General features: G+C 62.8%; 27 protein-coding genes, 1 tRNA gene and 1 other RNA gene. 5 read left to right on the top strand and 24 right to left on the bottom strand.

From position 1 onward, the window contains the following. Positions 1–36: 36 nt before the first annotated feature. The 19 genes from nuoL to mepA all read right to left on the bottom strand — a co-directional run bounded on the left by nuoL (position 37) and on the right by mepA (position 17,383). Positions 37–1,884 (bottom strand): NADH-quinone oxidoreductase subunit L, encoded by a 1,848-nt coding sequence (gene nuoL / locus ACFWHB_RS09275; protein WP_106886589.1) that lies wholly within the window; start codon positions 1,882–1,884, stop codon positions 37–39. Next, positions 1,881–2,189, bottom strand: coding sequence for an NADH-quinone oxidoreductase subunit NuoK (nuoK, locus tag ACFWHB_RS09280; protein WP_041205926.1), 309 nt, complete (start codon positions 2,187–2,189; stop codon positions 1,881–1,883). The genes nuoL and nuoK overlap by 4 nt, the downstream gene beginning before the upstream one ends. Next, complete coding sequence (nuoJ, locus tag ACFWHB_RS09285; protein WP_163137819.1) at positions 2,186–2,737, bottom strand: NADH-quinone oxidoreductase subunit J; 552 nt, start codon at positions 2,735–2,737, stop codon at positions 2,186–2,188. The genes nuoK and nuoJ overlap by 4 nt, the downstream gene beginning before the upstream one ends. Before the next feature lie 9 nt (positions 2,738–2,746). After that, positions 2,747–3,289: an NADH-quinone oxidoreductase subunit NuoI gene (nuoI, locus tag ACFWHB_RS09290; RefSeq protein WP_005324242.1), complete on the bottom strand. Its 543-nt coding sequence runs from the start codon at positions 3,287–3,289 to the stop codon at positions 2,747–2,749. A 7-nt stretch (positions 3,290–3,296) separates the two neighbouring features. Further along, positions 3,297–4,265: an NADH-quinone oxidoreductase subunit NuoH gene (nuoH, locus tag ACFWHB_RS09295; protein WP_005324240.1), complete on the bottom strand. Its 969-nt coding sequence runs from the start codon at positions 4,263–4,265 to the stop codon at positions 3,297–3,299. After that, positions 4,262–6,991: an NADH-quinone oxidoreductase subunit NuoG gene (gene nuoG, locus ACFWHB_RS09300; protein ID WP_395950029.1), complete on the bottom strand. Its 2,730-nt coding sequence runs from the start codon at positions 6,989–6,991 to the stop codon at positions 4,262–4,264. The genes nuoH and nuoG overlap by 4 nt, the downstream gene beginning before the upstream one ends. A 58-nt stretch (positions 6,992–7,049) precedes the next feature. After that, on the bottom strand, positions 7,050–8,417 hold the full coding sequence (gene nuoF, locus ACFWHB_RS09305) for an NADH-quinone oxidoreductase subunit NuoF (protein WP_395950030.1): 1,368 nt from the start codon (positions 8,415–8,417) through the stop codon (positions 7,050–7,052). Beyond that, positions 8,414–8,980: an NADH-quinone oxidoreductase subunit NuoE gene (gene nuoE / locus ACFWHB_RS09310; RefSeq protein ID WP_395950031.1), complete on the bottom strand. Its 567-nt coding sequence runs from the start codon at positions 8,978–8,980 to the stop codon at positions 8,414–8,416. The genes nuoF and nuoE overlap by 4 nt, the downstream gene beginning before the upstream one ends. Positions 8,981–9,045: 65 nt before the next feature. Then, positions 9,046–10,851, bottom strand: coding sequence for an NADH-quinone oxidoreductase subunit C/D (gene nuoC, locus ACFWHB_RS09315; protein ID WP_395950032.1), 1,806 nt, complete (start codon positions 10,849–10,851; stop codon positions 9,046–9,048). Between the two features lie 2 nt (positions 10,852–10,853). After that, positions 10,854–11,528, bottom strand: a complete 675-nt coding sequence (locus ACFWHB_RS09320) for a NuoB/complex I 20 kDa subunit family protein (RefSeq protein WP_025327215.1) — start codon at positions 11,526–11,528, stop codon at positions 10,854–10,856. Positions 11,529–11,557: 29 nt separating this feature from the next. After that, positions 11,558–11,962, bottom strand: coding sequence for an NADH-quinone oxidoreductase subunit A (locus tag ACFWHB_RS09325; protein WP_025327214.1), 405 nt, complete (start codon positions 11,960–11,962; stop codon positions 11,558–11,560). 258 nt (positions 11,963–12,220) lie between these two features. Next, on the bottom strand, positions 12,221–13,099 hold the full coding sequence (locus ACFWHB_RS09330; protein ID WP_395950189.1) for a MotB family protein: 879 nt from the start codon (positions 13,097–13,099) through the stop codon (positions 12,221–12,223). Next, positions 13,074–13,832 (bottom strand): flagellar motor protein, encoded by a 759-nt coding sequence (locus ACFWHB_RS09335; RefSeq protein WP_111912217.1) that lies wholly within the window; start codon positions 13,830–13,832, stop codon positions 13,074–13,076. The genes ACFWHB_RS09330 and ACFWHB_RS09335 overlap by 26 nt, the downstream gene beginning before the upstream one ends. A gap of 348 nt (positions 13,833–14,180) precedes the next feature. Beyond that, positions 14,181–14,309, bottom strand: a non-coding RNA gene (locus ACFWHB_RS09340) — RtT sRNA. 54 nt (positions 14,310–14,363) lie between these two features. Continuing rightward, positions 14,364–14,451: transfer RNA gene (locus ACFWHB_RS09345), tRNA-Ser, on the bottom strand. Positions 14,452–14,628: 177 nt separating this feature from the next. Continuing rightward, on the bottom strand, positions 14,629–15,246 hold the full coding sequence (locus tag ACFWHB_RS09350; protein ID WP_106886594.1) for a TPM domain-containing protein: 618 nt from the start codon (positions 15,244–15,246) through the stop codon (positions 14,629–14,631). A gap of 20 nt (positions 15,247–15,266) precedes the next feature. After that, entirely contained in the window at positions 15,267–15,995 is a 729-nt protein-coding gene (locus ACFWHB_RS09355) for a TPM domain-containing protein (protein WP_395950033.1), read from the bottom strand. After that, positions 15,992–16,597, bottom strand: coding sequence for a LemA family protein (locus tag ACFWHB_RS09360; RefSeq protein WP_162627421.1), 606 nt, complete (start codon positions 16,595–16,597; stop codon positions 15,992–15,994). Before ACFWHB_RS09360 ends, ACFWHB_RS09355 begins: the two co-directional genes overlap by 4 nt. Before the next feature lie 42 nt (positions 16,598–16,639). Then, positions 16,640–17,383 carry a penicillin-insensitive murein endopeptidase gene (gene mepA / locus ACFWHB_RS09365; protein ID WP_106886596.1) on the bottom strand — a complete coding sequence of 248 codons (744 nt, stop codon included), beginning with the start codon at positions 17,381–17,383 and terminating at the stop codon, positions 16,640–16,642. Positions 17,384–17,546: 163 nt separating this feature from the next. Between mepA and ACFWHB_RS09370 the strand changes: the two genes are divergently transcribed. Both ACFWHB_RS09370 and ACFWHB_RS09375 read left to right on the top strand, forming a co-directional pair. Further along, positions 17,547–18,089, top strand: coding sequence for a hypothetical protein (locus ACFWHB_RS09370; RefSeq protein ID WP_106886597.1), 543 nt, complete (start codon positions 17,547–17,549; stop codon positions 18,087–18,089). 211 nt (positions 18,090–18,300) lie between these two features. Next, the gene (locus ACFWHB_RS09375) at positions 18,301–18,579 is read left to right on the top strand and encodes an RNA recognition motif domain-containing protein (RefSeq protein ID WP_081805676.1); all 279 of its coding nucleotides are present in this window, start codon (positions 18,301–18,303) and stop codon (positions 18,577–18,579) included. Between the two features lie 76 nt (positions 18,580–18,655). Here the strand turns inward: ACFWHB_RS09375 and ACFWHB_RS09380 are convergent, their stop codons facing one another. Continuing rightward, entirely contained in the window at positions 18,656–19,555 is a 900-nt protein-coding gene (locus ACFWHB_RS09380; protein ID WP_111913375.1) for an aldo/keto reductase, read from the bottom strand. Between the two features lie 178 nt (positions 19,556–19,733). On the opposite strand from ACFWHB_RS09380, the gene ACFWHB_RS09385 reads away from it, so the two are divergent. From ACFWHB_RS09385 to ltaE, 3 genes are all read left to right on the top strand, one after another. Continuing rightward, entirely contained in the window at positions 19,734–20,141 is a 408-nt protein-coding gene (locus ACFWHB_RS09385; protein ID WP_025327205.1) for a transcriptional regulator, read from the top strand. A gap of 74 nt (positions 20,142–20,215) precedes the next feature. Further along, the gene (locus ACFWHB_RS09390; protein WP_163147531.1) at positions 20,216–20,923 is read left to right on the top strand and encodes a short-chain dehydrogenase; all 708 of its coding nucleotides are present in this window, start codon (positions 20,216–20,218) and stop codon (positions 20,921–20,923) included. A gap of 86 nt (positions 20,924–21,009) precedes the next feature. Continuing rightward, a complete protein-coding gene (ltaE, locus tag ACFWHB_RS09395; protein ID WP_289983159.1) occupies positions 21,010–22,026 on the top strand; it encodes a low-specificity L-threonine aldolase in 1,017 nt (338 codons plus the stop codon). A 66-nt stretch (positions 22,027–22,092) separates the two neighbouring features. Here ltaE and ACFWHB_RS09400 read toward each other — a convergent pair whose 3' ends face one another. The 4 genes from ACFWHB_RS09400 to ACFWHB_RS09415 all read right to left on the bottom strand — a co-directional run bounded on the left by ACFWHB_RS09400 (position 22,093) and on the right by ACFWHB_RS09415 (position 25,376). Continuing rightward, positions 22,093–22,524 (bottom strand): PAS domain-containing protein, encoded by a 432-nt coding sequence (locus ACFWHB_RS09400; RefSeq protein ID WP_042650276.1) that lies wholly within the window; start codon positions 22,522–22,524, stop codon positions 22,093–22,095. A 59-nt stretch (positions 22,525–22,583) separates the two neighbouring features. After that, positions 22,584–23,606, bottom strand: coding sequence for a response regulator (locus tag ACFWHB_RS09405; RefSeq protein ID WP_395950034.1), 1,023 nt, complete (start codon positions 23,604–23,606; stop codon positions 22,584–22,586). 46 nt (positions 23,607–23,652) lie between these two features. Beyond that, complete coding sequence (locus ACFWHB_RS09410; protein ID WP_395950035.1) at positions 23,653–24,597, bottom strand: LysR family transcriptional regulator; 945 nt, start codon at positions 24,595–24,597, stop codon at positions 23,653–23,655. A 77-nt stretch (positions 24,598–24,674) separates the two neighbouring features. Further along, positions 24,675–25,376, bottom strand: coding sequence for a DUF2982 domain-containing protein (locus tag ACFWHB_RS09415; protein WP_111913365.1), 702 nt, complete (start codon positions 25,374–25,376; stop codon positions 24,675–24,677). Positions 25,377–25,472: the final 96 nt, after the last annotated feature.

Genomic DNA, 25,472 nt, shown 5'->3' on the forward strand with positions numbered 1-25,472 from the left:
AGGCCCCGGGCCTGCCACACATATTGGGCTCATGGATCAGCCGAGCAGCAGCAGGGCCAGGATCAGGGCGGCGCCCATCCCCATGGAGGCGGCGTACCAGCGCAGCTTGCCGGACACTGTCCAGGCCAGCAGCTGGTGGCCACCCTGGGCCAGCACGGCGGGCAGGTTCATCATCCGATCCAGCGGGTCCTTGCCGAGCAAGCGGGTCACCAGCAGGTAGGGCTTGACCCAGATCCAGTCATACAACCAGTCAAAGCCCCAGGCATTGAACCAGAGGGTGCTGAGCGCGCGGCCGGCGGCACTCTCGGCGATCCCCTTCGCCAGGCGACGTTCGCCAAGGAAGAGGAAGGCGGCAAGCGCAATGCCTGCCACGGCGATGACGCCGGAGAGGATCTCGAGGCTGTGGCGTCCCTCTTCGATATGATCCCCCGGGCCTGCCGGCAGCACTCCGGCGAGCGGCGGTACTATCAGGGCACCCACACCGGTGGAGAGCACCAGCAGCACCAGCAGCGGCAGCTGGTGGGCAAGACCGTGGCCTTTGTGCGCCTGCGTCTGCGCCTTGCCGTGGAAGGCGATGAAGATGAGGCGGAAGGTGTAGAGGGAGGTCAGGAAGGCCCCACCCAGACCGGCCCACAGCAGGGCGCTCTGGCCACTGGCCTGCACCTGCCAGAGGATGGCGTCCTTGCTGTAGAAGCCGGCGGTGACCAGCGGCAATGCGGCCAGGGCCGAGCCCCCCACCAGGAAGCAGGCATAGACCAGGGGCAGACTCTTGCGCAGGCCCCCCATCTTGAAGATGTTCTGCTCGTGGTGGGTCGCGACTATGACGGCCCCGGCAGAGAGGAACAAGAGCGCCTTGAAGAAGGCGTGGGTCATCAGGTGGAAGATGGCCCCTTCCCAGGCACCGACCCCCAGGGCCAGGAACATGTAACCTATCTGGCTCATGGTGGAGTAAGCCAGGATCCGCTTGATGTCGGTCTGTACCAGGGCGGCAAAGCCTGCCAGCACCAGTGTGATGGCACCGACCAAGGCCACCAGATGGAGGATCTCCGGGGCCAGCAGGAAGAGGCCGTGGGTGCGGGCGATGAGGTAGACACCGGCGGTCACCATGGTGGCCGCGTGGATCAGTGCCGAGACCGGGGTCGGGCCCGCCATGGCGTCTGCCAGCCAGGTCTGCAGGGGCAGCTGGGCGGATTTGCCAACCGCGCCGCCGAGCAGCATCAGGCAGGCGAACGACAGGGCAGGGGAGCCCTCGGCAAAGACCACTGGGGCGCGCACCAGCAGCTCGTGGATGTTGAGGGTGCCGAGCTCGCGGTAGAGCACGAAGAGCCCGATGGCGAGGAAGACGTCACCGACCCGGGTCACCACGAACGCCTTGAGGGCGGCGGCGCCGTTGGCCGGGTTGCGGTAGTAGAAGCCGATCAGCAGGTAGCTGCACAGCCCCACCCCTTCCCAACCCAGGTAGACGAACAGCAGATCATCGGCCAGCACCAGGAACACCATGCTGGCGATGAAGAGGTTGGTGTAGGTGAAGAAGCGGGAATACCCCTCTTCTCCGCGCATGTACCAGGAGGCGAACAGGTGGATGAAGAAGCCCACCCCGGTCACCACCCCCAGCATGGTCAGCGACAGCCCATCCAGCGCCAGACGGAAGGTGGGCTGGAATTCACCCACCGACATCCACTGCCACAGGGTCTGGGTATAGACGCCGCCCTCGGGGGTGTGATTGAGGAAGTCGAACCCGACCCAGATGGTGGTCAGGGCCGACAGGCCTATGCTGCCGACACCGATGAGTGCCGCGCTGCGCTCGCCGAGACGGCCGATGGAGAAGGCCAGCAGCAGCCATCCCAGCAGGGGGAACAGGAAAGTCAGGTATAGGAGGCTCATCCGCGCATCTCGCTCACAGTGTCCACGTTCAGGGTGTGGTAACGACGATAGAGCAGCAGTAACAGGGCGAGGCCTATACTGGCCTCCGCTGCCGCCAGAGAAATCACCAGTATGTACATGATCTGGCCGTCGGCCTGGGCCCAGCGGCTACCCGCCACCACGAACGCCAGGGCGGACGCATTCATCATGATCTCGATACTCATGAGGATAAACAGCAGGTTGCGGCGGATCAGCAGACCGCACAAACCGATGCAGAACAGAATTGCCGCGAGCAGCAAGCCGTGCTCCATGGGGATACCACTCATTGCTGACCTCCTTCCTGGGATGGGCGAGCGGTGGGTTTGGGGACGGAAAGCACTTCCCCGCTCTTGTCTTCACGGCCAAGGTGATAGGCGGTGACCAGACCCGCCAGCAGCAGTATGGAGGCGAGCTCCACCGCCAGCACATAGGGGCCGAACAGGGCGATGCCGACCTCTTTCGCACTGACGTCGGTCTGCCCGAGTTCACCGCCGGTGACCCCGAGGATGCCGTAGGCCAGGAAGCCGAGCAGGATGAGGGAGAGCAGGGCGGGCCCACCCCAGGTCATGGGGGTGAGCCAGTTGCGCTCCTGATCCTGGGATGAACCCAGGTTCAGCATCATCACCACGAACACGAACAGCACCATGATGGCGCCGGCGTAGACGATCACCTGCAGGGCGCCTGCGAAGGAGGCTCCCAGGCAGAAGAAGATCATGGCCACGGCGATGAGCGAAATGATGAGATTGAGCAGCGCATGCATGGGGTTGCTGGTGCTGATGACCCGCAGCGTGCTGTAAACGGCGACCAGGGCCGCGGCATAAAATGCCAGTTCCATGATTGACTCCTAGGGCAGCAGGCTCTTGACATCGATGGGTTTGGCTTCGTTCTCGGCATCCCCTTTGGGCTTGCCGTCGATGGCCATCCCGCTCATGCGGTAGAAGTTGTAGTCCGGGTATTTGCCGGGGCCGCTGATCAGCAGATCTTCCTTCTCGTACACCAGATCCTGGCGGCGATACTCGCCCATCTCGAAATCCGGCGTCAGCTGGATGGCGGTGGTGGGGCAGGCCTCTTCACACAGGCCGCAGAAGATGCAGCGGGAGAAGTTGATGCGGAAGAACTCTGGGTACCAGCGACCGTCGTCCCGCTCCGCTTTTTGCAGCGAGATGCAGCCGACCGGGCAGGCCACGGCGCACAGGTTGCACGCCACGCAGCGCTCGTCACCGTCCGGATCCCGGGTCAACACGATGCGGCCACGGAAACGGGGCGCGGCATAGACCTGCTGCTCCGGGTAGCTCAGGGTCTCGCGGGGGCGCCAGGCATGGGAGAAGACCATCCCCAGACTGCGCAGTTGGGTGCCAACACCCTTGATAATGCTCGTAATTTTCATTGGTGCCTCACTGCACGTTCATAAGCACGACGGCGCCGGTTACCAGCATGTTGAGCAAGGTAAGCGGTAAGCAGACTTTCCAGCCAAAGGACATCACCTGGTCAAAGCGCGGGCGGGGCAGGGAGGCCCGCAGCAGGATGAAGAACACCATGAAACAGGCGGTCTTCAGGGCAAACCAGATGAAGGGCGGCAACCAGGGGCCGTGCCAGCCACCGAAGAAGAGGGTCACGATGAGGGAGGAGATCAGCACTATGCCGATGTACTCGCCCACGAAGAACAGACCCCACTTCATGCCCGCGTACTCGATGTGATAGCCGTCGGCGAGCTCCTGCTCGGCCTCCGGCTGGTCAAACGGGTGACGGTGGGTGACGGCAACCCCGGCAAACAGGAAGGTGATGAAGCCCAGGAACTGGGGGATCACGTTCCACAATCCGGCTTGCGCCTCCACGATCTCCCGCAGGTTGAAGCTGCCGGTCTGGATGACGATCCCCATCAGTGACAGGCCGAGGAACACCTCGTAGGAGAGGGTCTGGGCCGAGGCGCGCAGGCTGCCGAGCAGGGAGTACTTGTTGTTGCTCGACCAGCCGGCAAAGAGCACGGCGTAGACCGCCAGCCCTGCTATGGCCAGGATGTAGAGCAGCCCCACGTTGAGATCCGCCACGCCCCAGGTGGGGGTGATGGGCACCACCGCAAACGCCAGAATGAAGGCGGTAAAGGCGATGATGGGGGCCAGCACGAAGATCCGGCGATCCGCGAAGGGCGGGATCCAGTCCTCCTTGAAGAACATCTTGACCATGTCGGCCGCCAGTTGCAGCAGGCCGAAGGGGCCCACCCGGTTGGGGCCGTACCTGTCTTGCCAGAGCGCCAGCAGACGGCGCTCGATGAAGCTCATGAAGGCGCCAGCCCCCACAATCCCCACCAGCACGATCAAGGCTTTGCCTACCTCCAGCAACAGATCGATCAGCTCATTGCTCATGCGATGGCCTCCTGCAAGTCAGTCACATAGACCTGGTGCAGCGCGGTCGGCAGACCATGGGCGCCCAGGGGCAGGCCGAGCAGACCCTGTGCCAGCCGTTCGCTGATCCGCAGGGTCAGCCGCCAGTGGTGACCACCCCAGGAGAAGGCCACCAGATTGCCGGCATGAAGGGCCAAACGGGCGGCATCGACCGGGTTCAGCACCAGCTCGGGGTCCCCCATGCGGGCCTGGATGACGGGGCTGCGCGCGGAGAGCTCGTCGCCACCGAACAGCTGGTCATAGCTCACCACTTGCAGCGCCGCCTGGGCGGTGAAGGGGGCGGGAATGGTGTCGAACCAGCCGAGGGACTCGCTGCCCGGCTCCAGCAGGCGACGACCGGGATCCCCGGCCCGCAGGTTGCCACCCACCTCGTCCTGGAACTTGTTCCAGGCGGAGGGGGAGTTCCAGCCCGGTGCCCAGGCGAACGGCACCTGTTGCAGGGGTTGGCGGGCACCGGCGTAGCCTTCCATGGAGAAGTTGAAGGGGGAGTCGGGGTCTTGCGCCACCCGGGGCTCGCTCACGTTCTGATCCGCCAGCATGGAGGTGCGGCCGCTGTAGCGGTGCGGCTCGCGGGCGAGCTTCATGCCGCGGATACGCAGCCCGGCATTGGGGGCGGCTTCGCCCATGGTGGCCAGCAGCGGGGCAGAGGCGGCGCAGGCCGCACTCACCTCGTCGAAGCTGCTCCAGCGGGGGGACTTGCCGTCCAGCGTGCCTTGCAGCGCGGCCAGCCAGCGCCAGCCTTCGCGCACCTGGATGTCGGCGTCGTAGAAGGCGGGGGCATAGACCTGGAAGAAGCGCTGGGCACGGCCTTCCATGTTCACCACAGTGCCATCGGCCTCCGCAAAGCTGGCGGCAGGCAACACCAGGTGGGCCTGCTGGGCGGTGCGGGTGTCCTGATGATCCACCACCAGCAGATGCTGCAGGCGCTTGATGGCGGCATCGACCCGGTTGCGGGGGGCGCGGCGATAGAGATCGTTCTCCAGGGTGATCAGCGCAAGGGACTCGCTCCCTTCGATGCGCTCGAGGGCGGCTTCCAGGGGAGCGGCGTTGCCGGCCAGCATGGCCAGCCCCAGGCTGTTGGCCTCCTGGGCCACCAGTGCCAGTTCGACGGTCTGACCACGACCCTTGAGGGCGTGGGCTATGTTGCTGGCCGCCTCGATCAGCGCCTGGCTGCGGGCACCGGAGCCCGCGATGATGAGCGGCTTCTTGGCGTTGCCAAGCAGCTCGGCCCAGCGGGTCGCTTGGGCCAGCTGATCGGCGCCCAGATCCTGCGGGGCAGGGGCGGAACCGTCGAGCAGGTGGGCGATGGCAAAGCCGAGGCGGGCCTGATCGGCGTGAGGGGCATGCAGGGTATCGGCGGCCACGTCGTCCAGACGGGTCTGATCCAGGCTGGTGATGAGCAGCGGATAACGCTCATTCTGAGCGAGCGTCTGCACCGCGGCGACCTGCCACAGGTCCACCTTCAGCTTGCGGGCGATTTCACGTCCCTTGCCCTTGACTGCCTGACGCAGGGCAAGGCTGATCCGGGCGGCCGTCTGGGTGACATCTTCACCCAGCACCAGCACGGCGTCGGCCTCTTCCATGTCACGCAGGCTGGGGGTGCGTACCCCGCCCTGGTGCAGGACATGCAGCATCTTTTGCAGGCAGGCCCATTCACTCTGCTCGACCCCTGCGTAGAAGTTGGCTGCGCCCACCAGCTCGCGCAGGGCGAAGTTGCTCTCGAGCGACGCCCGGGGCGAGCCGATGCCGATGATGCCGGAGGCGGTGCGCAGGGCATCGGCGGCGCGGTTGAGGGCGCCATCCACCGTGATGGCCAGCTTGTCATTGCCATCCTGAAGCAGGGGTTGGCGCGGGCGGTCGGCCTGGTTGACATAGCCGTAACCGAAGCGGCCGCGATCACAGAGGAAGTAGTGGTTCAGGGCGCCGTGGAAGCGGTTCTCGATGCGGCGCAGCTCGCCGTAGCGCTCACCCGGGCTGATGTTGCAGCCGACCGAGCACTGCTGGCAGATGCTGGGGGCAAACTGCATGTCCCACTTGCGGTTGTAGCGCTCGGAATGGGTCTTGTCGGTGAAGACGCCGGTGGGGCAGACCTCCACCAGGTTGCCGGAGAACTCGCTCTCCAGGGTGCCATCCTCGACCCGGCCGAAGTAGACGTTGTCGTGGGCGCCGTAGACCCCCAGATCCTCGCCGCCGGCGTAATCCTTGTAGTAGCGCACGCAGCGATAGCAGGCGATGCAGCGGTTCATCTCGTGGTTGATGAAGGGGCCGAGATCCTGATTCTGGTGGGTGCGCTTGGTGAAGCGGTAGCGGCGGCTGTTGTGGCCCGTCATCACCGTCATGTCTTGCAGGTGGCAGGCGCCACCCTCTTCACACACAGGGCAGTCGTGGGGGTGGTTGGTCATCTGCCACTCCACTACCGTCTTGCGAAACTCCTTCGCCTCTTCGTCCTCGATGGAGATATAGGTGCCATCTGTGGAGGGGGTCATGCAGGACATGACCAGGCGGCCGCGCTTGTCGTCGGCATTCTGATACTGTTTGACCGCACACTGGCGGCAGGCGCCGACGCTACCGAGCGCCGGGTGCCAGCAAAAATAGGGGACGTCCAGACCCAGCGACAGACAGGCTTGCAGCAGGTTATCTGCCCCGTCTACCTCGAACTCTTTACCGTCTACATGAATGGTTGCCATACAACTTCCCTGAAACCTGTTTTGTGAAATCGGCTATTGCCCGATGCGTTCTGGCGTATTACCAGCGCTCGCCCAGCAGATTGGGCTGGATACCCTTGAACAGCTTGTGATTGTCATGGGGGGCCTTGACCCCGGCCTCGAACTCGGACCGGAAGTACTTCATGGCACTGCCAAGGGGCTCGACGGCGCCAGGGGCATGGGCGCAGAAGGTCTTGCCCGGCCCCAGGAAGCTGACCAGCTGCTCCAGGGTGGCGAGATCCTCGGGCTGGCCTTCGCCTCGCTCCAGGGCCCGCAGGATCTTGACGCTCCAGGGCAGGCCGTCGCGGCAGGGGGTGCACCAGCCACAGGATTCGCGGGCGAAGAACTCTTCCATGTTGCGCAAGAGTCCGACCATGTTGATACTGTCATCCACCGCCATGGCGAGGCCCGTCCCCATACGGGTGCCGACCTTGCCGATGCCACCGGCATACATCTGGGCATCCAGGTGTTCGGGCAGCAGGAAGCCGGTACCGGCACCGCCCGGTTGCCAGGCCTTGAGGCGATAGCCGGATTTCATGCCGCCGGCATAGTTCTCGAACAGTTCGCGGGCGGTGATGCCAAAGGGCAGCTCCCACAGGCCCGGGTTGTTGACCTTGCCGGAGAAGCCCATCAGCTTGGTGCCGTGATCTTCCGAGCCCGGCAGCGCCAGCCCCTGGTACCACTCGACGCCGTTGCCGATGATGGCGGGCACGTTGCACAGGGTTTCGACGTTGTTGACGCAGGTCGGCTTGCCCCAGACGCCGGAGACGGCGGGGAAGGGGGGCTTGGCGCGCGGGTTGGCGCGGCGCCCTTCCAGGGAGTTGATAAGCGCGGTCTCTTCGCCGCAGATGTAACGCCCTGCGCCGGTGTGGACGAACAGCTCGAAGTCAAAGCCCGAGCCCAGGATGTTCTTGCCGAGCAGGCCGGCGGCCTTGGCCTCTTCCACCGCGCGGCGCAGGTGGATGGCTGCATCCACGTACTCGCCGCGCAGGAAGATGTAGCCGCGATAGGCCTTGAGGGCCCGGGCACTGATGATCATCCCCTCGATCAGCAGGTGGGGCAGCTGCTCCATCAGCAGCCGGTCTTTCCAGGTATTCGGCTCCATCTCGTCGGCGTTGCAGAGCAGGTAACGGATGTTCATGCTCTCGTCTTTGGGCATCAGGCCCCACTTCACCCCGGTGGAGAAGCCGGCGCCGCCGCGACCCTTGAGGCCAGCGTCCTTGACGGTGCCGACTATCTCATCGGGGCTCATATGACTCAGTGCCTTGCGGGCCGCATCGTAGCCCTGCTTGCTCTGGTATTCGTCCAGCCAGACCGGCTGGCCGTCATCCCGCAACCGCCAGGTGAGCGGATGGGTCTCGGCTGAACGGGCGATGCGGTTGGCGGTGCCAAAGGATGCCAAACTCATGGATAAGCCTCCAGGGTCTTGAGCAGGCTGACGGCATCGAGCCCACCGTAGGTATCGTCGTCGATCATCAGCGCCGGCCCCTTGTCGCAGTTGCCGAGGCAGCAGACCGGCAGCAGGGTGAAGCGGCCGTCAGGGGAGGTCTGGCCGGGGGCCAGATCCATGACCTCTTTCAGGCCGGCCAGCAGCTGCTCATGGCCGTTGATGTAACAGACCATGCTGTCACAGACACGGATGATGTGGCGGCCTACCGGCTGGCGGAAGATCTGGCTGTAGAAGGTGGCGACCCCTTCCACGTCGCTGGCAGGGATGCCGAGCACGGCGGCGATGGCATGGATGGCACCGTCCGGTACCCAGCCGCGGGCCTGCTGCACTATCTTGAGCGCTTCTATGCTGGCGGCGCGGGGATCTTCGTAGTGGTGCGTCTCATGCGCTATGGCATCGCGCTCGGCCTGGCTCAGGACGAAGTCGTCCTTCTGGCTTGGGACTAGGCCGTCCCCCTTGCTCTGGCATGCGCTCTGTCCCGCTGGGGACGATGTATTCTTGCACTGACATTGCTGGCTCATGAACTTAACCTTTTGTCGTTTATTCTTCTTGTCCCGTTGCGCCCCTGTGAGGACGCGGCGGGGACTTAACGATCCACATCCGACATGACGAAATCGATACTGCCCAGGTAGACGATGAGATCCGACACCATCTGGCCGCGGATCACCGAGGGGATCTGCTGCAGGTGGGCAAAGCTCGGAGTCCGGATCCGGGTCCGGTAGCTCATGGTGGAGCCGTCGCTGGTCAGGTAGTAGCTGTTGATCCCCTTTGTCGCCTCTATCATCTGGAAGGACTCGGCGGCCGGCATCACCGGGCCCCAGGAGACTTGCAGGAAGTGGGTGATCAGGGTCTCGATATCTTGCAGGGTGCGCTCTTTGGGCGGCGGCGTGGTGAGCGGGTGATCCGCCTTGAAGGGGCCCTCCGGCATGTTCTTCATGCACTGCTCTATGATGCGCATGCTCTGGCGGATCTCCTCGATGCGCACCGTGGCTCTGTCATAAGCATCCCCATTGCTGCCCACCGGCACCTCGAACTCGAACTGATCGTAGCCGGAATAAGGGCGCCATTTGCGCACGTCGAAGTTGAGGCCGGTGGCGCGCAGACCGCCCCCCGTGGTGCCCCAGGCGAGCGCCTGCGCCGTGTTGTAGGCGGCGACGCCTATGGCACGACCACGCAGTATGCTGTTGCGCATGGCGGCCTTCTCATACTCCATCAGGCGCTTGGGCAGCCAGCTCAGCAGGTTGTCCTGGATGAGACGGGCCCAGCCGATGGGCAGGTCGTGGGCCACACCGCCGATGCGGAACCAGGCCGGGTGCATGCGCGCGCCCGTGATGGCCTCGATGATGGTGTAGATCTTCTGCCGGTCGGTGAAGGTGAAGAAGACAGGGGTCATGGCCCCCACGTCCTGGATGTAGGTGCCAAGGAACAGCAGGTGGCTCTGGATGCGGAACAGCTCCGCCATCATCACCCGGATCATGTCGACCCGGTTGGGTACCTTGATCCCCGCCAGCTTCTCGACCGCCAGCACATAGGGCAGGTTGTTCATCACCCCGCCTAAGTACTCGACCCGGTCTGTGTAGGGAATGTAGCTGTGCCAGGACTGGCGCTCGCCCATCTTCTCGGCACCCCGGTGGTGATAGCCGATGTCAGGCACGCAGTCGCGGATCTCTTCCCCGTCGAGCTGCAGCACCAGGCGGAAGGCGCCGTGGGCTGAGGGGTGGTTGGGACCGAGGTTCAGGAACATGTAGTCCTCGTTCTCGTTGCCCCGGGCCATGCCCCACTCTTCGGGCTTGAACAGCAGGTTGTCCTGCTCCTGATCCTGCTTGACCGCATCGAGCATGAAGGGATCGAACTCGGTGGCGCGGGCCGGGTAGTCCTTGCGCAGCGGGTGTCCCTGCCAGCTCTTGGGCATCATGATGCGGGTGAGATGGGGGTGACCGTCGAAGGTGATGCCCATCAGATCCCAGACTTCCCGCTCGTACCAGTTGGCGTTGGGGAAGTGACGGCTGACGGTGGGCAGGTGCAGATCGCTCTCCATCAGTGGCACCTTCAGCATCACATCGGCGTTACGGTCGATGGAGATGAGGTGATAGAAGACGGTGAAGTCGCTGCCCGGCAGGCCGTGGCGATGGCTGCGCATCCGCTCGTCGGTGGCGCTGAGATCAAACAGCATCACGAAGGGGGAGGGAAGCTTTTGCAGGAAGCCCATCACGTCCAGCAGCAGATCGCGGGAGAGCCAGATCACCGGCACCCCGGTACGGGTGCTCTGCACCGTGAAGCGCTCGGCACCGAAGTGGGCGAACAGCTCGCCGACCACCTGGGCATCGGCGTGATCCGCCGTCTGCCCCTGGGCCATGGTGTAGTTGCTTGGGAATTCTCGAGTCAGTTTCATGGTCAGATCTCATCCGGCGTGCGCAGGTTGGTGACTTGGATGCGCTCTTCCCGCTTGCGATCCTTCTCGGCCTGCATCTGGGGACGGTAGATCCCCTGGTCACCCACCACCCAGGAGAGGGGGCGGCGCTCCTTGCCGATGGAGTCCTGCAGCAGCATCAGGGCCTGCAGGAACGCTTCGGGACGGGGCGGACAGCCCGGAATGTAGACGTCGACGGGCAGGAACTTGTCCACCCCCTGCACCACGGAATAGATGTCATACATGCCGCCCGAGTTGGCACAGGCGCCCATGGAGATGACCCACTTGGGTTCGAGCAGCTGCTCATAGAGGCGCTGGATGACAGGCGCCATCTTGATGAAGGGAGTGCCGGCGATCACCATGAAATCCGCCTGACGGGGCGAAGCCCGGATGACTTCGGCGCCGAAGCGGGCCACGTCATGGGGGGAGGTGAAGGCGGTACACATCTCCACATAGCAGCAGGAGATGCCGAAGTTGTAGGGCCAGAGGGAGTTCTTGCGGCCCCAGTTGACGGTGTCTTGCAGCACCTCTTCGAGGCGCCCGATCATGATGCCGCGGGTCGCCTGCTGCGCCAGTGGGTCATCGACGGTCTGGCGCTGTTCCTGGGGGTAGCGCTCAACGGGCGCATCCGGGTCAATCCGGGTCAGGGTGTACTTCATGGTGCAACCTCAAAGGGATAATCGGTAAATCAGTCTGGCTTCTTGTCAGTCAGGACGCGTTTCTTCGGGGCCCAGTCGAGGGCACCGATGCGCCACAGGTAGATGAGGCCTACCAGCAGCAGGGTGATGAAGATGGTGGCTTCGATAAAGCCGACCCAGCCGCTTTCCCGAACGGAGACGGACCAGGCGAAGAGATAGAGCGCCTCGACGTCGAAGATGACGAAGAACATGGCGACCAGATAGAACTTGGCGGAGAAACGCAGACGGGCATTGCCGACGGAATCTATGCCGGATTCGAAGGGCCTGTTTTTGGCACGGCCATAGGCTCGTCCCCCCAGCAAGGCCGCGACGCCTATCATGGTCAGGCAGATGCAGATGGCCCCAATGACATAGACAGCAAAGGCCCAATGCTGGACAGCAATATCAGCAAACATAGGAGTTTTCCCTAACCGAATTAATCATGTAACTTAACAAGGATGCTACGTATTATGCCAGTTCCATACTGATTTACATGTCATTTCAAAGGATTAATTATTAATCAACGGGAGGAAAATCGCGTTTTGCTAGCGGGGTCAATTTTCTCATTTGAGAATCATTTTCAATTGCTTTTACGCGGTGGGGAAAACAGCTGATTCGCTTGAAAAATAAACTAATCGACAAAACGAAAGACCCCGCATGGCGGGGTCTTTTCATCAGGGGGCGAGGAGGGGGAGGGCTTGCTCCGCCGCCTTGCCCTGGGAAAGCACTATCTCCACCCGGCGGTTGGCCTGGCGATGGGCCGGGGTGTCGTTGGCAAAGCGGGGCTGGGTGTCAGCCACACCCTGGGCGATGACGCGGCGCGAATCCAGCTTGGGGTTGGTGAGCAGGGTATGGACTATGGTGGCCGCCCGCAGCACTGACAGCTCCCAGTTGTTGCGATAGAGCTCCACCGGCGCCTGGGAGTTGTCGGTGTGGCCGGTGACCACCACCATGCCCGGAATATCGGCCAGCACATCGGAGACCTTGTTGACCAGGGGGATGAACTGGGGCTGCAGGAAGGCCGAATCGGCGGGGAACAGGGTCTTCTCGCCGATGCGGATCACCAGCTGGCTGCCGAGCTGCTCCACCTCGATCTCCTGGGATTCAATCTGGCTCTTGAGCTGCTGCTGCAGTTTTTGCTTGGTGACAGTGGCCCAATCCTGCTCCTTGGTCTTGTGGGGCCATGACTCGGTGGAGCTGGGCTTCTCCGAGGCGCCTATGGTCTCGTTGAAGGGGTCGGCCGCGGCGGCCGGGCTCTGGGTGTCCAGCAGCTCCTCCTTCTGGGAGGTACCCGGCGTGGTCTTGGACTCAGGCTCCAGTATGCCTGTCCCCCCCTGCATCACCGGAGAGCCCGCGGGCAGAGAGATGAGGCCTATCTTGCCAAGAGATTCGATAAAGCCCTGGATCAGCACCCGGGTCTCCGACTGCTTGGCCATGGCGAAGGAGTAGAGCACCACGAACAGGGCAAACAGCAGGGTCATGAAGTCGGCATAGGAGACCAGCCAGCGCTCATGGTTCTCCGGTGCCTCAGCCTTTTTCTTTTTCGCCACCATGGCCTCCGAGATAGGGTTCAAGGGTCACTTGCAGCCGTTGTTGTGACTCGCCGTCCACTATGCAGAGGATGCCGGTCAGGGTCATCTCCTTGTAGTGGCGGATCTGGTGGGCGAAGCCCTTGTAGCGGTTGCCAAAGGGCAGGAAGATCAGGTTGGCGGCGCCGACCCCGTAGATGGTGGCGATGAAGGCCACCGCGATGGCGCCCCCCAGCTTGTCGGGCTGATCGAGTAGCCCCATGGCATGGATCAGGCCAAATACGGCACCGACTATCCCCATGGTCGGGCAGTAGCCCCCCATGGCTTCGTAGAATTTGACGGTCTGCTCGAGATCTTCCTGCTCGAACTCGATCTCGTTCTCCAGCACCTCGTGGATCTTGGTCTTCTCGTAGCCATCCACCATCATCTGCACCCCTTTTTTCAGGAAGGGATCCTTGATGTCATCGATCATTCCCTCCAGCGCCAGCATGCCGCTGCGCCGGGCGTTGCCTGCCAGGGTCTCCAGCAACTGGGCCTGCTCCAGCATGTCGAGGCGCAGGGGAGAGATGAGCCACTTGAAACGCTTGAAGGTCTTGCCGACCACGGAGAAGGGGAACTGGGTCAGGGCGGCACCCACTGTGCCCCCGATCACGATGAGAAAGGCGGGGAGATCGAGCAGGGCGCTGGGGTGCCCCCCCTCGATGATGTTGCCACCCAGGATGGCAGCCAGGGCCAGCAGCAAACCAATAAGACTCATTTGTCCATATCCCTATGCGTTGTGTGTGGCTAGTGTAGCCATTTAACTATCAGTTTTTCAAAACGAAATACAATCGGTGAGCAATATCCGGGAGCTAACCGGCACGGGGTTACCCTACTGTGTCGGCCCGAGTCGCGGGATCATGAGGGCTGGCAAGCACCAGCATGGCAGCAAGGGGCAACCGGGTATCCTGGCCCCTTGGTCAAGTGGAGAGGGATTGTGCCGACAGGTCGGTGATAAAAAGAGAGTGATGGGCGAGGAGTGGTGGAGATCGGTCTTCCTCCCTCGGTTCTGGGGGCGCAGGAGTTCAAACGCAAAAAACCGACCCTGAGGTCGGTTTTTTATAATTTGGCGGTGGGGAGGGATGATTCGCCACTGCGTGGCTCACCCCTTCGGGGCGGCCGTTGGCCGTTCATCGCAGCAAGCTGCTCTGCTCGAACCCGGCGAGGGTTCTCACCCTCCCTCCATGGGCATCAGATTTTGCTGTGCCACCAGATGCAAAAAACCGACCCTGAGGTCGGTTTTTCAATTTGGCGGTGAGGGAGGGATTCGAACCCTCGATACGTTGCCGTATACACACTTTCCAGGCGTGCTCCTTCAGCCACTCGGACACCTCACCAAATTTTTGACTGCTGTTTAACGTGTTCAATCGCCACGTGGTTCGCTGCGCTGTTGCGCTGGAACGGGGCGTAATTTAGGGGAAAGCTGACTCGGGGTCAAACACTTTTCCCCTTATTTTTCAGAATCTTTATCGAATGCCTATCCCTTGCACAGAATGCCGGTTTTTTAAACCGGCTCAGGGTTTGTCCAAAATGATCAGGCTGTCGGGCAACTCGTTTTGATCCCGGGTCGCCGGAAACGCATCGGTCAGGATGGCGCTGGTACGCTCCACGCACTCGAGGAAGCCCTGCTCCACCTCCTTGTTGCGCACTCGCACCACGAAGTCGTCGATGATCTGCTGCCACTGCGCGTTGTCTATGTGCTGGGCTATGCCGTCATCCACCAGGATCTCCACATAGTGCTCCGCCACCGAGACGAAGATCAGCACCCCGAGCCGGTCGCGGGTGCGGTGCAGCCCCTGCTCGACAAATTGCAGGCGGGCCATCAGTGCAGCCCTGTGCTGACGCACCTTTTTCGGGATCAGCCGCATCTTGATGGGGGTCCAGTGGAACAGCAGGCTCAGCAGCAACCAGACCGACCACTGCACCAGCAGGATCTCGTACCAGCCGAGCCAGAAGCCGAGCTGGAATACCAGCAAGGGGGTGAGCATGGCCAGCAGCGCCGCCCAGAGGGTGGGAATGTAGCGATACCCATCGCTGGCCGGAGCCAGCACCGTGACCAGTTCAGCATCAGTCTCTAGCTCCGCTTCGCGCACCTTGGCCTGAAGCGTGTGGAAGAACTGTTTAGAAATCATGATTTGTCTCTTTATTCCTGTTACCAGCCACCGGAGGCTCCGCCGCCGCCAAAACTGCCGCCGCCACCGCGAAATCCACCGCCGGAGCGGCCAGAGGAGCGGCCAGAGGAGCCTCCACCAAATCCACCCGTTCGACGTCCCCCTCTTAACCAACCGCCACCACTGTGCAGAATCATGATTACGATCAGAACAATTACAGTGTGGAAAAATCGCCAGAGGTCGCTGAGTATCCCACCCTTGTTGTTTTTGTTGTTGTCTGCCGGCCGGTACTCACCCGCCAGGGCCTTCATGATGCTCTGGCTGCCGGCCACCACGCCGGCCACCATGTCGCCGCGCTTGAAGGCGGGCAGGATCCGGGTCTGGATGATGTTGGCGGCGATGGCATCGGGCAGGGCGCCCTCCAGGCCATAGCCCACCTCGATGCGCACCTTGCGCTCATCCTGGGCGATCAGCAGCAGCACGCCGTTGTTCTTGCCCTTCTGGCCTATGCCCCAGTGGCGACCGAGCTGGTAGCCGTACTCCTCTATGGTCTCCCCATCCAGGTTGTCGACGGAGACCACCACCAGCTGGATACCGCTGCGCTTCTCGAAGGCAGCCAGCTGCTGGGTCAGCTGGTGGGCCTGTTTGCGAGACATCAGCGCCGCCTCATCCACCACACGCCCGCTCAAGGTTGGAAAGTCGGGGGCGGCATGCAGCGCTGCCGTCCAGAGCAGCAGCAAGGGGAGCAGCGCGCGCAACATCATGGTCATTGGAAGCTGACCTTGGGCGCCTCATCGGCACCGGGCTTGGCGCTGAAACTGGGTTTGGCCTCGAGATCCGAATAGAGCAGCTTGGACCAGATGACCCCCGGGAAGGTGCGGATCTCGGTGTTGAACTGGCGCACCGCCTCTATGTAGTCGCGCCTGGCCACAGCGATGCGATTCTCGGTGCCTTCCAGCTGGGCCTGCAGGGTCAGGAACTGCTGATCCGCTTTCAGATCCGGGTAGCGCTCGACCACCACCATCAGGCGGGAGAGGGCGCTGGAGAGCTGATCCTGGGCCGCTTCAAAGGTCTTGAGCTGGGAGGGGTCGCTCACCTGCACGCTGCCGACCCGGGCGCGGGCATCGGTGACCGCTTTCAGGGTCTCCTGCTCATGGCTGGCGTACCCCTTGACGGTGGCCACCAGGTTGGGAATGAGATCGGCGCGGCGCTGATACTGGTTCTCGACCTGGCCCCAGCTTGCCTTGACCTGCTCATCCAGGGTGGGGATGTTGTTCATGCCGCACCCGGTCAATCCCAGCAGCAGGGTGAAAGTCAGCAGGCACTGGGTGGCCCTGTGCCGGAGTGAAGTGGCCATCTTGTTGTTCTCCATTGAAATTTCTGACGGATATCGGCTCACCATAGCAGCTTGTGGTCAACCCTCACAACGCCTCGGTAAGACGGGGGCACGGTAGCTCATGGAGACCTTGGGCAACTGGGGCTTGTCCTTGAGCCAGGAGGCCAGCTCGGCATCGCAACCGTTGCCGGGTGGGATGGGGGCCTGGGGCTGGCAATCCGGGCTGTTCGCCGGGCAGCGCAACCTGACGTGAAAGTGGCTGAAGTGGCCGACCCAGGGGCGCAGCTTGGCGACCCAGGGTTCATCGGCCGCCCGTTTGCACACCTCGGCCTTGATGACGGGGTTGACGAAGATGCGCGCCACCTCGGGCTTGCTGGCGGCGAGGCGCAGCAGATTGAGCTGCTGGGGGCCAAAGCGCCCCGGCAGCATTTTGTAGCTGGGCTCATCGATCAGCGCCCACTCCTTGGGGGCGTCCTGCTCCCATTTGCTGATGGGGCGGTTTGCCATCCGGAACCAGATGTCGGCGTCGAGGCCGGTCTGGTGGCTGCGATGGCCCGAGGTGAAGGGGCCGCCACGGGCCATGGCGAGATCGGCGATATAGAGATCCGGCATGCCGGCCAGCCTGGTCTGGTTGGCCAGGCCCTGCAAGTAGTGAATGAGATCGGGGTGACCGTAATAGCGCAGCCGCTTGGTGCGGATCACCTGATAACCGGGTCCCGTCAGCGGCAGGGATACGCCGTTTTTCAGACAACCGGCCGCGTAGCCGCCGATGGCTTCTGCATAGAGGGCGCTGGTGGTGAACAGCAGGGCAGTGGCGAACATGGGACTCCTGAAGATGGCGGGCTCAGACAGCCCCAAGCATACCAAGAGTGGCGGCCAGTCGTCATCCGCGCCGCCGCGCCGGTTGCAACCCATGGGCGGGCTCGCGCACAATGCGGGCCAACACGGGGCGGCAGGGCCGTTTCCATCATGTGAGGAGGATGAAATGAGAGTCAGTGAACTGGCATCGCGGGGGGGCGTGAACTGGCTGATGCCCCCGGCGCGGCGCTTCTACGGGGTTATGATCTGCCTGTTGCTGGCGAGCCTGGGCACTGTGGTGGCCGCGCTCTTGCTGGGGTATCCCGAGATGGGGCTGCTGCCCTGGGTCGGTCTGGTGTTTGGCGGCATAGTGCTGGTGATGATGGTGTTGCCGCGCAACTGGCAGCGCTGGCGGTTGGCGGAGCTCGCCTGGGACGACCATCACCTCTATCTGCTCAACGGCGGCGAAGACAGGGCCCTGGCCCTGCCGAGGGCGGCCCTGGTGGGCATAGAGCGGGATCGCAAGGTGGGGCACGACGGTCAGTGGCTAGACTTCAGCCTGGATCTGGGGCTGGATGGGGAAACCCTGGCCGACGCCACCGCCTTGCTGGGGCTGACCCGGGAAGGCACCCATGAGGTGGCCCCCGGAGTCTATCGCTTTGGTTTTAAACGGGCCTGGCACAGCCGCCGCGCCCTGAGCAGCTTGTTGGCCGCGCTGCAACCAGTCTGACTATTTTCTCGACAATTTATCGCAAAGCTCAGATACTCCCTCTGATTCGAATTGATCTTTCCTGCTCCGATAGTCCAAGAGATCAACAACTTGGGCCTCGAGGTAGGGAGTGCCACGGCATGATGCCATGGCTGGTCCGGCAGGGGGGTTGTGCCCTTACTCCAGGTCGGTGGATGCATAGAGAAGGCACCTTGAATCGAGAGTGGATGGCATGAAGATTTACGTAGGTAATCTGTCGTACCGGATGACGGCCGACGAACTGACAAATGTGTTCAGCCAATTTGGGCAGGTAGACAAGGTCGATATCATCATCGATCGCGATACCGGTCAGTCCAAGGGGTTTGGCTTCATTGAAATGCCTGTCAACGGGGATGCCGAGAAGGCCATCGCCGAGTTGCACGGCACCGAAATAGGTGGCCGGACCATCACAGTCAACCAGGCCAAACCGAAGACAGATGCACCTCGTGGTCGCCCCCAGCGCCATCGTTGAATCGTCTCGATAACGAAAAACGGCATGGAGCAATCCATGCCGTTTTTGTTTGCCTCGCGCTCAGTGGCCGGCGGGATCAGGGCACATCGTAACCCAGGGCGGCCTTGCGGATGCGGAACCACTGCTGGCGGTTGAGCTGGATGGACTCGGCCGCCACGGCGGCGGCGATCCGCTCCCGCTTGCCCGAGCCGATGAGCGGCAGCGGCTGGCTCGGCAGCATCATCACCCAGGCGTAGACCACCTGCTCTATGTGCTGAGCGCCCACTTCATGGCGGATCTGCTCGAGCTCGGCCCGCAGCGGGGCATAGGCGGGATCGTTGAACAGCCGTCCGCCACCGAGGCAGGACCAGGCCATGGGCTTGATGCCCAGTTGCTGGCACTGATCCAGGGCGCCATCCAGCGTCCCTTCCTGGTGCAGCGGCGAGATCTCCAGCTGGTTGGTGACCAGGGGGAAGGGCAGGCGGGATTGCAGCAGCGCGAATTGGTGGGGCGTGAAGTTGGAGACACCGGCGTGCTTGATCTTGCCCGCCTGCTTGAGACTGATGAAGGCCTCGGCCACCTCGTCGGCATTCATCAAGGGATCCGGGCGGTGGATCAGCAGCAGATCCAGGTGATCGGTGCCGAGCTTTTGCAAGGAGGCCTCGGCGCTGGCGACGATGTGGTCCTTGCTGGTGTTGTAGTGATTGAGGGCGTGTTCCGGCTTGGCGGTGAGGGCGATGCCGCACTTGCTGACAAGCTCCATCCGGCTGCGCAGGGAGGGCTCCAGACGCAAGGCCTGGCCGAAGGCCTCCTCGCACTGGTAACCGCCGTAGATGTCGGCGTGATCTATGGTGGTGACCCCGAGATCCAGGTGGTATTTCATCAGATCCAGCAGGGCGGCCGGGGAGAGTTGCCACTCCATCAGGCGCCAGTAGCCCATGATGAGGCGGGAGAAGGTGGGGCCTTGATGGTGCAGGGCAAGACGGGATACGGACATGGTGACTCCTCTACGGATAAAGAGACGGACAAATAAAGGCAGAATCAATGCTGCCAGCATCTTGGTCTCTTCTGGCGGACAAGGCAATAATGCCCCCCTCGCGAATTCGAACTATGGTTCTGACCGATACAGGGGCCCGGGCGCAGAGACGGGCCAAAAAGACGATGGAGGGGTTGTGATGGAAGGATTTGCCGCCAGGCTGCAGAGCCTGATCGGGGAGGGCAGCGTCAGCGCCTTCGCCCGCAAGGTGGGGCTGAGTGAGGCCCTGATCCGCAAGTATCTGAAAGGGGCCGAGCCCGGTCTTGGCAAGGCGAACCAGATCGCCATGGGGGCCAACTGCTCCCTGGAGTGGCTCGCCACCGGCTGCGGTTATCTCTATCGCCAGGCCGAGGTGGTGGACAGGGACGCGCTGGCGGCGGCGGGGGCGCTGGTGCAGGAGAAGCTCCCCGGCCAGCCGCTGCCGGACGAGCAGCATCTGGTGACCCTGCTCGCCTATTACCAGTTCCTGCGCAGCCACAAGCAGGCGGACGGTTTTCTGGATCTGGCGCGGGCGCGGGAGTTCGGCCGCCATCTGGCAGAGGCCTGAGGCCGCCGGGGTCCCCGGCAGGGCGCCATTCTTCTGATACTCTCTAAGCAATGGACAAATCCAAGGACACACAGATGAGTTATCTGATCCTGGGCAGTGGCGGATTGGGGGGGGCCCTGGCCCACGAACTCGCCAGCCGTGGCGAAGAGTGGTTGCTGGCGGGCAGGCAGTTGCCAAAAGGGCTGGATCCCGCCTGCTATTTCCCGTTGCAGGAGGTGGACCCGCTCTCCTTCGAGGCCCTGTTCACCCTCTATGACGCCACCACATTGCCGAGGGTGGTGATCAACACCATAGGTCTGCTGCACGATCTCAACCACATGCCGGAGCGGCGGGTGGAGGAGGTGAGCCCCCAGTGGCTTGGGGAAAGCCTGCAGGCCAATGCCTGGCCCCACCTGGCCCTGGGTGCCAGCCTGAGCCGGCTCATGACCCCCGAGAGCCGGTTGTGGCTCTGCTCTCTCTCGGATCTGGCCGGCAGTCTGGGGACGGCCAACCTGGAGGCCGTCGGGCGCTACAGCTACCGGATGAGCAAGGCGGCCCTCAACATGGGGGCCAGGATCCTGGCCGCCGAGTGGGCCGAGCGCTTCCCCGGCGCCGGCGTCATCACGGTTCACCCCGGGCTCATGGATACCCCCATGCAGCAACCCTTCCGGCAGGGGCTTGACCCGGCCCTGTTGCAGGATCCCGCTCTGGTGGCACCGCAGTTGCTGGATCTCCTGGCCTCGCTGACCCAGGCGCACTCCGGCCGCTTCGTGGACTTGCGCGGCCAGCCGCTGCCCTGGTGAGCCGCCGGGCTCACATTCCCGCCCCCCATCCCTTGCCAGCATGGTGCCGGCTGGTTAATGTCATGCTCCTGCATCAGGAGGATGACATGCGCTATATCGATTTACGAAGTGATACCGTGACCCAACCCACGGAAGCCATGCGCCAGAGCATGCTGCATGCCGAGGTGGGAGATGATGTCTACGGGGAAGATCCCAGCATCAATGCGCTCGAGCGCAAAGGTGCCGAACTGCTGGGCAAAGAGGCGGCCCTGTTCGTGCCATCCGGCACCATGTCCAACCTGCTGGCGATGATGAGCCACTGCCAGCGCGGGGAAGGGGCCGTGCTGGGCGCCGCCTCCCACATCTATCGCTACGAGGCGCAGGGCTCTGCCGTGCTGGGCTCGGTGGCCCTGCAGTCTGTCCCCATGCAGGCCGACGGTACCCTGGCCCTGAGCGACGTGCGGGCCGCCATAGCCCCCGATGACGCCCACTTCGTCCAGACCCGACTGGTGTGCCTTGAAAATACCCACAATGGCAAGGTGCTGCCGCTGCATTACCTGCGCGAGATGCGCGATTTTGTGGATGAGCACGGCTTGCTGCTGCACCTGGACGGGGCCCGCCTCTTCAATGCGGTGGTGGCGAGCGGCGAGCCGGTCGCGGCGATAGCGGCCCCCTTCGACAGCATCTCCGTCTGCCTCTCAAAGGGGCTGGGGGCGCCGGTCGGTTCACTGCTGGTGGGTTCCCATGGCTTCATCGCGCGGGCCAGACGGCTGCGCAAGATGCTGGGGGGCGGCATGCGTCAGGGGGGGATCCTGGCCCAGGCCGCCCTGTTCGCCCTGGATCAGCACGTCACCCGGCTGGCGGACGATCATCGCCGCGCCAGGCGTCTGGCAGAAGGGCTGGCCCCCTTGCCCGGCATAGCGCTCAATATGGAAGAGGTGCAGACCAACATGGTGTTCCTGCGCTTGACTCAGGGGGATCCCGCCACCTTGCTCGGCTTCATGAAGGAGCGCGGCATCCTCTTCTCCGGCTATGGGGAGCTGAGGCTGGTGACCCACCTGCAGATCACCGATGACGACATCGACGAGGTGATAGATGCCTTCACCGAGTTCCTGAATGGCTGAGCCTGATCGGCATGAAGCGAAGAAGGGCGCCTGATGGCGCCCTTCTTGTGTCTCTGTGCCGAAGAATCACCCCTGGCGCTGGCCCGTGATCAGCATGGCCTCGTCGGTGGCGTCGTAGATCATGATGGCCAGATGGGTGACCTCGCCGCCAAAATCGGCCAGGGGCACCAGGGTCAGGTTCTGGTACATGTGGGGTGCCGAGCCCGTGATGGGGCGGTAGTTGGAGAAGCGCAGCAGGTAGGGGCGCTGCTCCCAGGTGCTGAAGGCGCGGTTGTTGAGCTTGAACACCATGTTCGCCTTGCGCTCGAGCCAGGCCCTGTCGACGTCGGGGAAGAGGTCAAACAACACCTGATCCCGCACCTCGCCGGCCAGTCGGCCGCTGTGGCTCTCCATGAAGCCGTTCCATACCTGAACCCGGTAGCCCTTGTCGAGCACGACCAGCCCCACGTCCAGGTTCTGGACTATGTTCATCAGCCAATGAAATTCCCGGATTTCCATGGTCACTCCTGGTGCCTGAGCCTGTGTTGTTGATGCTGCAAGGTGCTGATTGGCAACCGTTAAAGCATATGCATGATCTTGTTGTTCATGGTGGCGATGGAGTCTTCGGTGAACAGCAGCAGCAGGTCGCACTGCACCGCATACCCCTGCACCCGGTAGTTGATCTCGATGGCCAGGGTGCGGCGCCAGCGGCTCTGGTTGGTGCGAATGAGATCCCTAATGGGCCTGTGCTGACCGAGCACCACGGGATGGCCCTGGCTGAAGGGGGTGTCGAGCTGGTTGGCATAGCCGCGCAGGAAGGCCCCGATCAAGACGTTGGCGGTATCCATCAGCAGTTCCAGCTCGGCGTTGTGATCCAGCACCCCCTGATGGTTCATCAGGCGTGCCAAGTCCTGGAAGCTGGCGTCGTGAAACAGCAGGAGCGCCTCGCCGGCAATGCCGGCCCCGATGAAGCCCTGGCAGACGGCGGAGAGGGTATCCGACTCGGCGGCGGCCGAGAGGGCCATGTGCAGCTCGGAGACCTCCAGCACGTTGACGTTGGGGATGGGCAGCAGCACGAAGGCATCCAGCAGGCGAGCCAGCAGATCGGCCCCCTGGCCCATGGCGACGTTGGCGAGCTCCTGATAGACATCCCGCTGCTCTGGGGTGAACTGGATGGTGCTCTCGAGGGGGGCGTGACCGGGGACGGCAAGGGCGGGTGCGGCGGCCGGGTGGGGCGCCGCTTGCCACAAGCCGTGGCGGCTGAGCAGGGCGAGCAGGCTCTCCGGTGAGGCCGGTTTCTTGATGAAATCGAGGGCCCCGAGGGCCATGACGCGGGCGTGGGCTTCCGGCTGGATGTCACCGGAGACCACAATCACCTTGCTGCGCAGCCCCTCGCGCTTGAGGGTCTCCAGCACGCCATAGCCGTCCATCTCTGGCATGGTCAGATCGAGAAAGATCAGATCGCCGTGGCCCATCAGGATCTGCTCAACCCCTTCCAGGCCGTCAGCGGCCTGATGCAGGGTGACATTCCAGTCGGCAGGCAGGGCGCGCATCAACTGCTTGCGAGCGAACCCCGAGTCATCACATATCAATACATTCATAGTGTTAGCCGACCTGTGCAACGAGGATTGCGCTAAGTGTGGGCGATCAACCGTCAGATGCAACGGGCAGCGGCATGGCCGGCAAAAATTGATCGTCCCGCTGATGATGGCGATAGCGTGCGGAGTATTTCTCGACGAAATCGGCAAACATCTTAACACGCAACGGGGTGAACTGGGGCTGGCAATGGAGCATGTAGAAGGGGCGCTTGCCCGACTGCCAGTCCGGCAGCACGGCGACCAGCTGCTCGTCTTGCAGGAAGGGGTGCACATAGTGCAGGGGGGCATTGACGATGCCGAGGTGGCGCCGGGCCGCCCGCACGGCGGCCTGGGTCTGGTTGACGTTCAGGCGCGGTGTCCGCTTGATCTGCACCGTCTGCTGATCCCGCCCGCTCAGCTGCCAGTGCTGGTGGGGCCAGCAGTAGATGAGGTCGTGCTCTTCCAGCTGGGCCGGGTGGGAGGGGATGCCCATCTTCTCCAGATAGAGAGGGGAGGCAAACAGGCCGTACTCGATGTGACCGAGGCAGAGGGCATTGGGCAGGGTCTGGGAGAGCTCGCCGTTGAAAAACACCAGATCCCTGTCCTGATCACAGAGGGGGGTGTGGTCATTGGTCTGGCTGATGTCGAACTGCACCCCGGGATAGCGCAGACCGAAGTCAGCCAGCATGTCGACCAGTATGGTATTGGAGAGGGCGATGGGCGCGGCGAGGCGGATGAGGCCGCTGATGTCCCTCTCCTGGCCCTGGATCTCGCCGGTCGCCTGCTCGATTTCGGCCAGCGGCGTGCACAGGCGCTCGTAATAGCGCAGCCCCTCGTCGGTGAGGCGCAGCTTGCGGGTGGATCTGTGCAGCAAGGCGCACCCGAGCTGTTCTTCCAGTTGTGAAATGCGTCGACTGATGGTGCCGGTCGGCATGCCCAGCGCGGCGGCGGCGTGGGAGAAACCGCCCTCTTGCACCACCTTGACGAACAGATAGAACTCTTCGATGTACTTCATAAGCGGCTTAGGGGGTGTTTGTAACAAGCCCGTGACCTTATGAAGAGTCGCCAGGCTTGGCAAGCGCAATCCGGCGTTTAATTGATCTGGATTAGATTCGACTCGCGCTGGTACTGATTGAGCAAATGGACGAAGTCGGCGGGGGGGCGGTCCAGGCTGTTGTCCGGCACCAGCAGATCATAACCCAGCAGATCCCGCAGTCTGGCCATGCGGTTGCCCAGCATGGCGATCACCCCATCGTACTGCTGGCCTGAGGGGGAGCGAAAGCGGCTCTCCTCCAGCAGCCCCTCGCCCAGCAGCCCGCTGCCGCAGCCTCCGGTGAGGCAGTCGGGGCGCTCGCTGCTGATGGCCTGCAACAGCACGGCGCGCTGCTCGGTCAGCAGGCGAACGGCCAGCCTGGGTGTGATCAGCGTCAAGAAATCGTCGTAATCCTTAATCTTCAAACCTATGTAGGGCAGGGGCACCAGATCCCACCCTAAATGGATACGTGGCTGGTCAATTCGCTGAATATTTCTCCATTTCAGGATCCAGCCACCGTACTTATGGTGATATTGCAGACAATCCTGACACAGGGAGAGACTAAAATGAGGCTCAGCCAGTTTCAGCGCCCCGACAAGAATTGTCATCAGACCCGTCAGCAGGAGGAAGATGACCGGCATTAGTAGTTGTTCAGGAAAGAAAAAAAGTATAAAAATCATAGCAATGGTTATGACCATGCCCAACAATACCAGTGTGAGCCCATTTCTTCTGACCATGGGGATCACATGTAGCGTTTTCATATGATTTCGGCCCTTTTTCACCTGTCTGTTTCCAGATTATGGGTCGGAACGGATTTTGTACCAGCACGGACGCGTTTGCCAAAGACGGGTCCAGGC

The organism is Aeromonas mytilicola subsp. aquatica, assembly GCF_044336385.1.
Classification (GTDB): Bacteria; Pseudomonadota; Gammaproteobacteria; order Enterobacterales; family Aeromonadaceae; genus Aeromonas; species Aeromonas rivipollensis.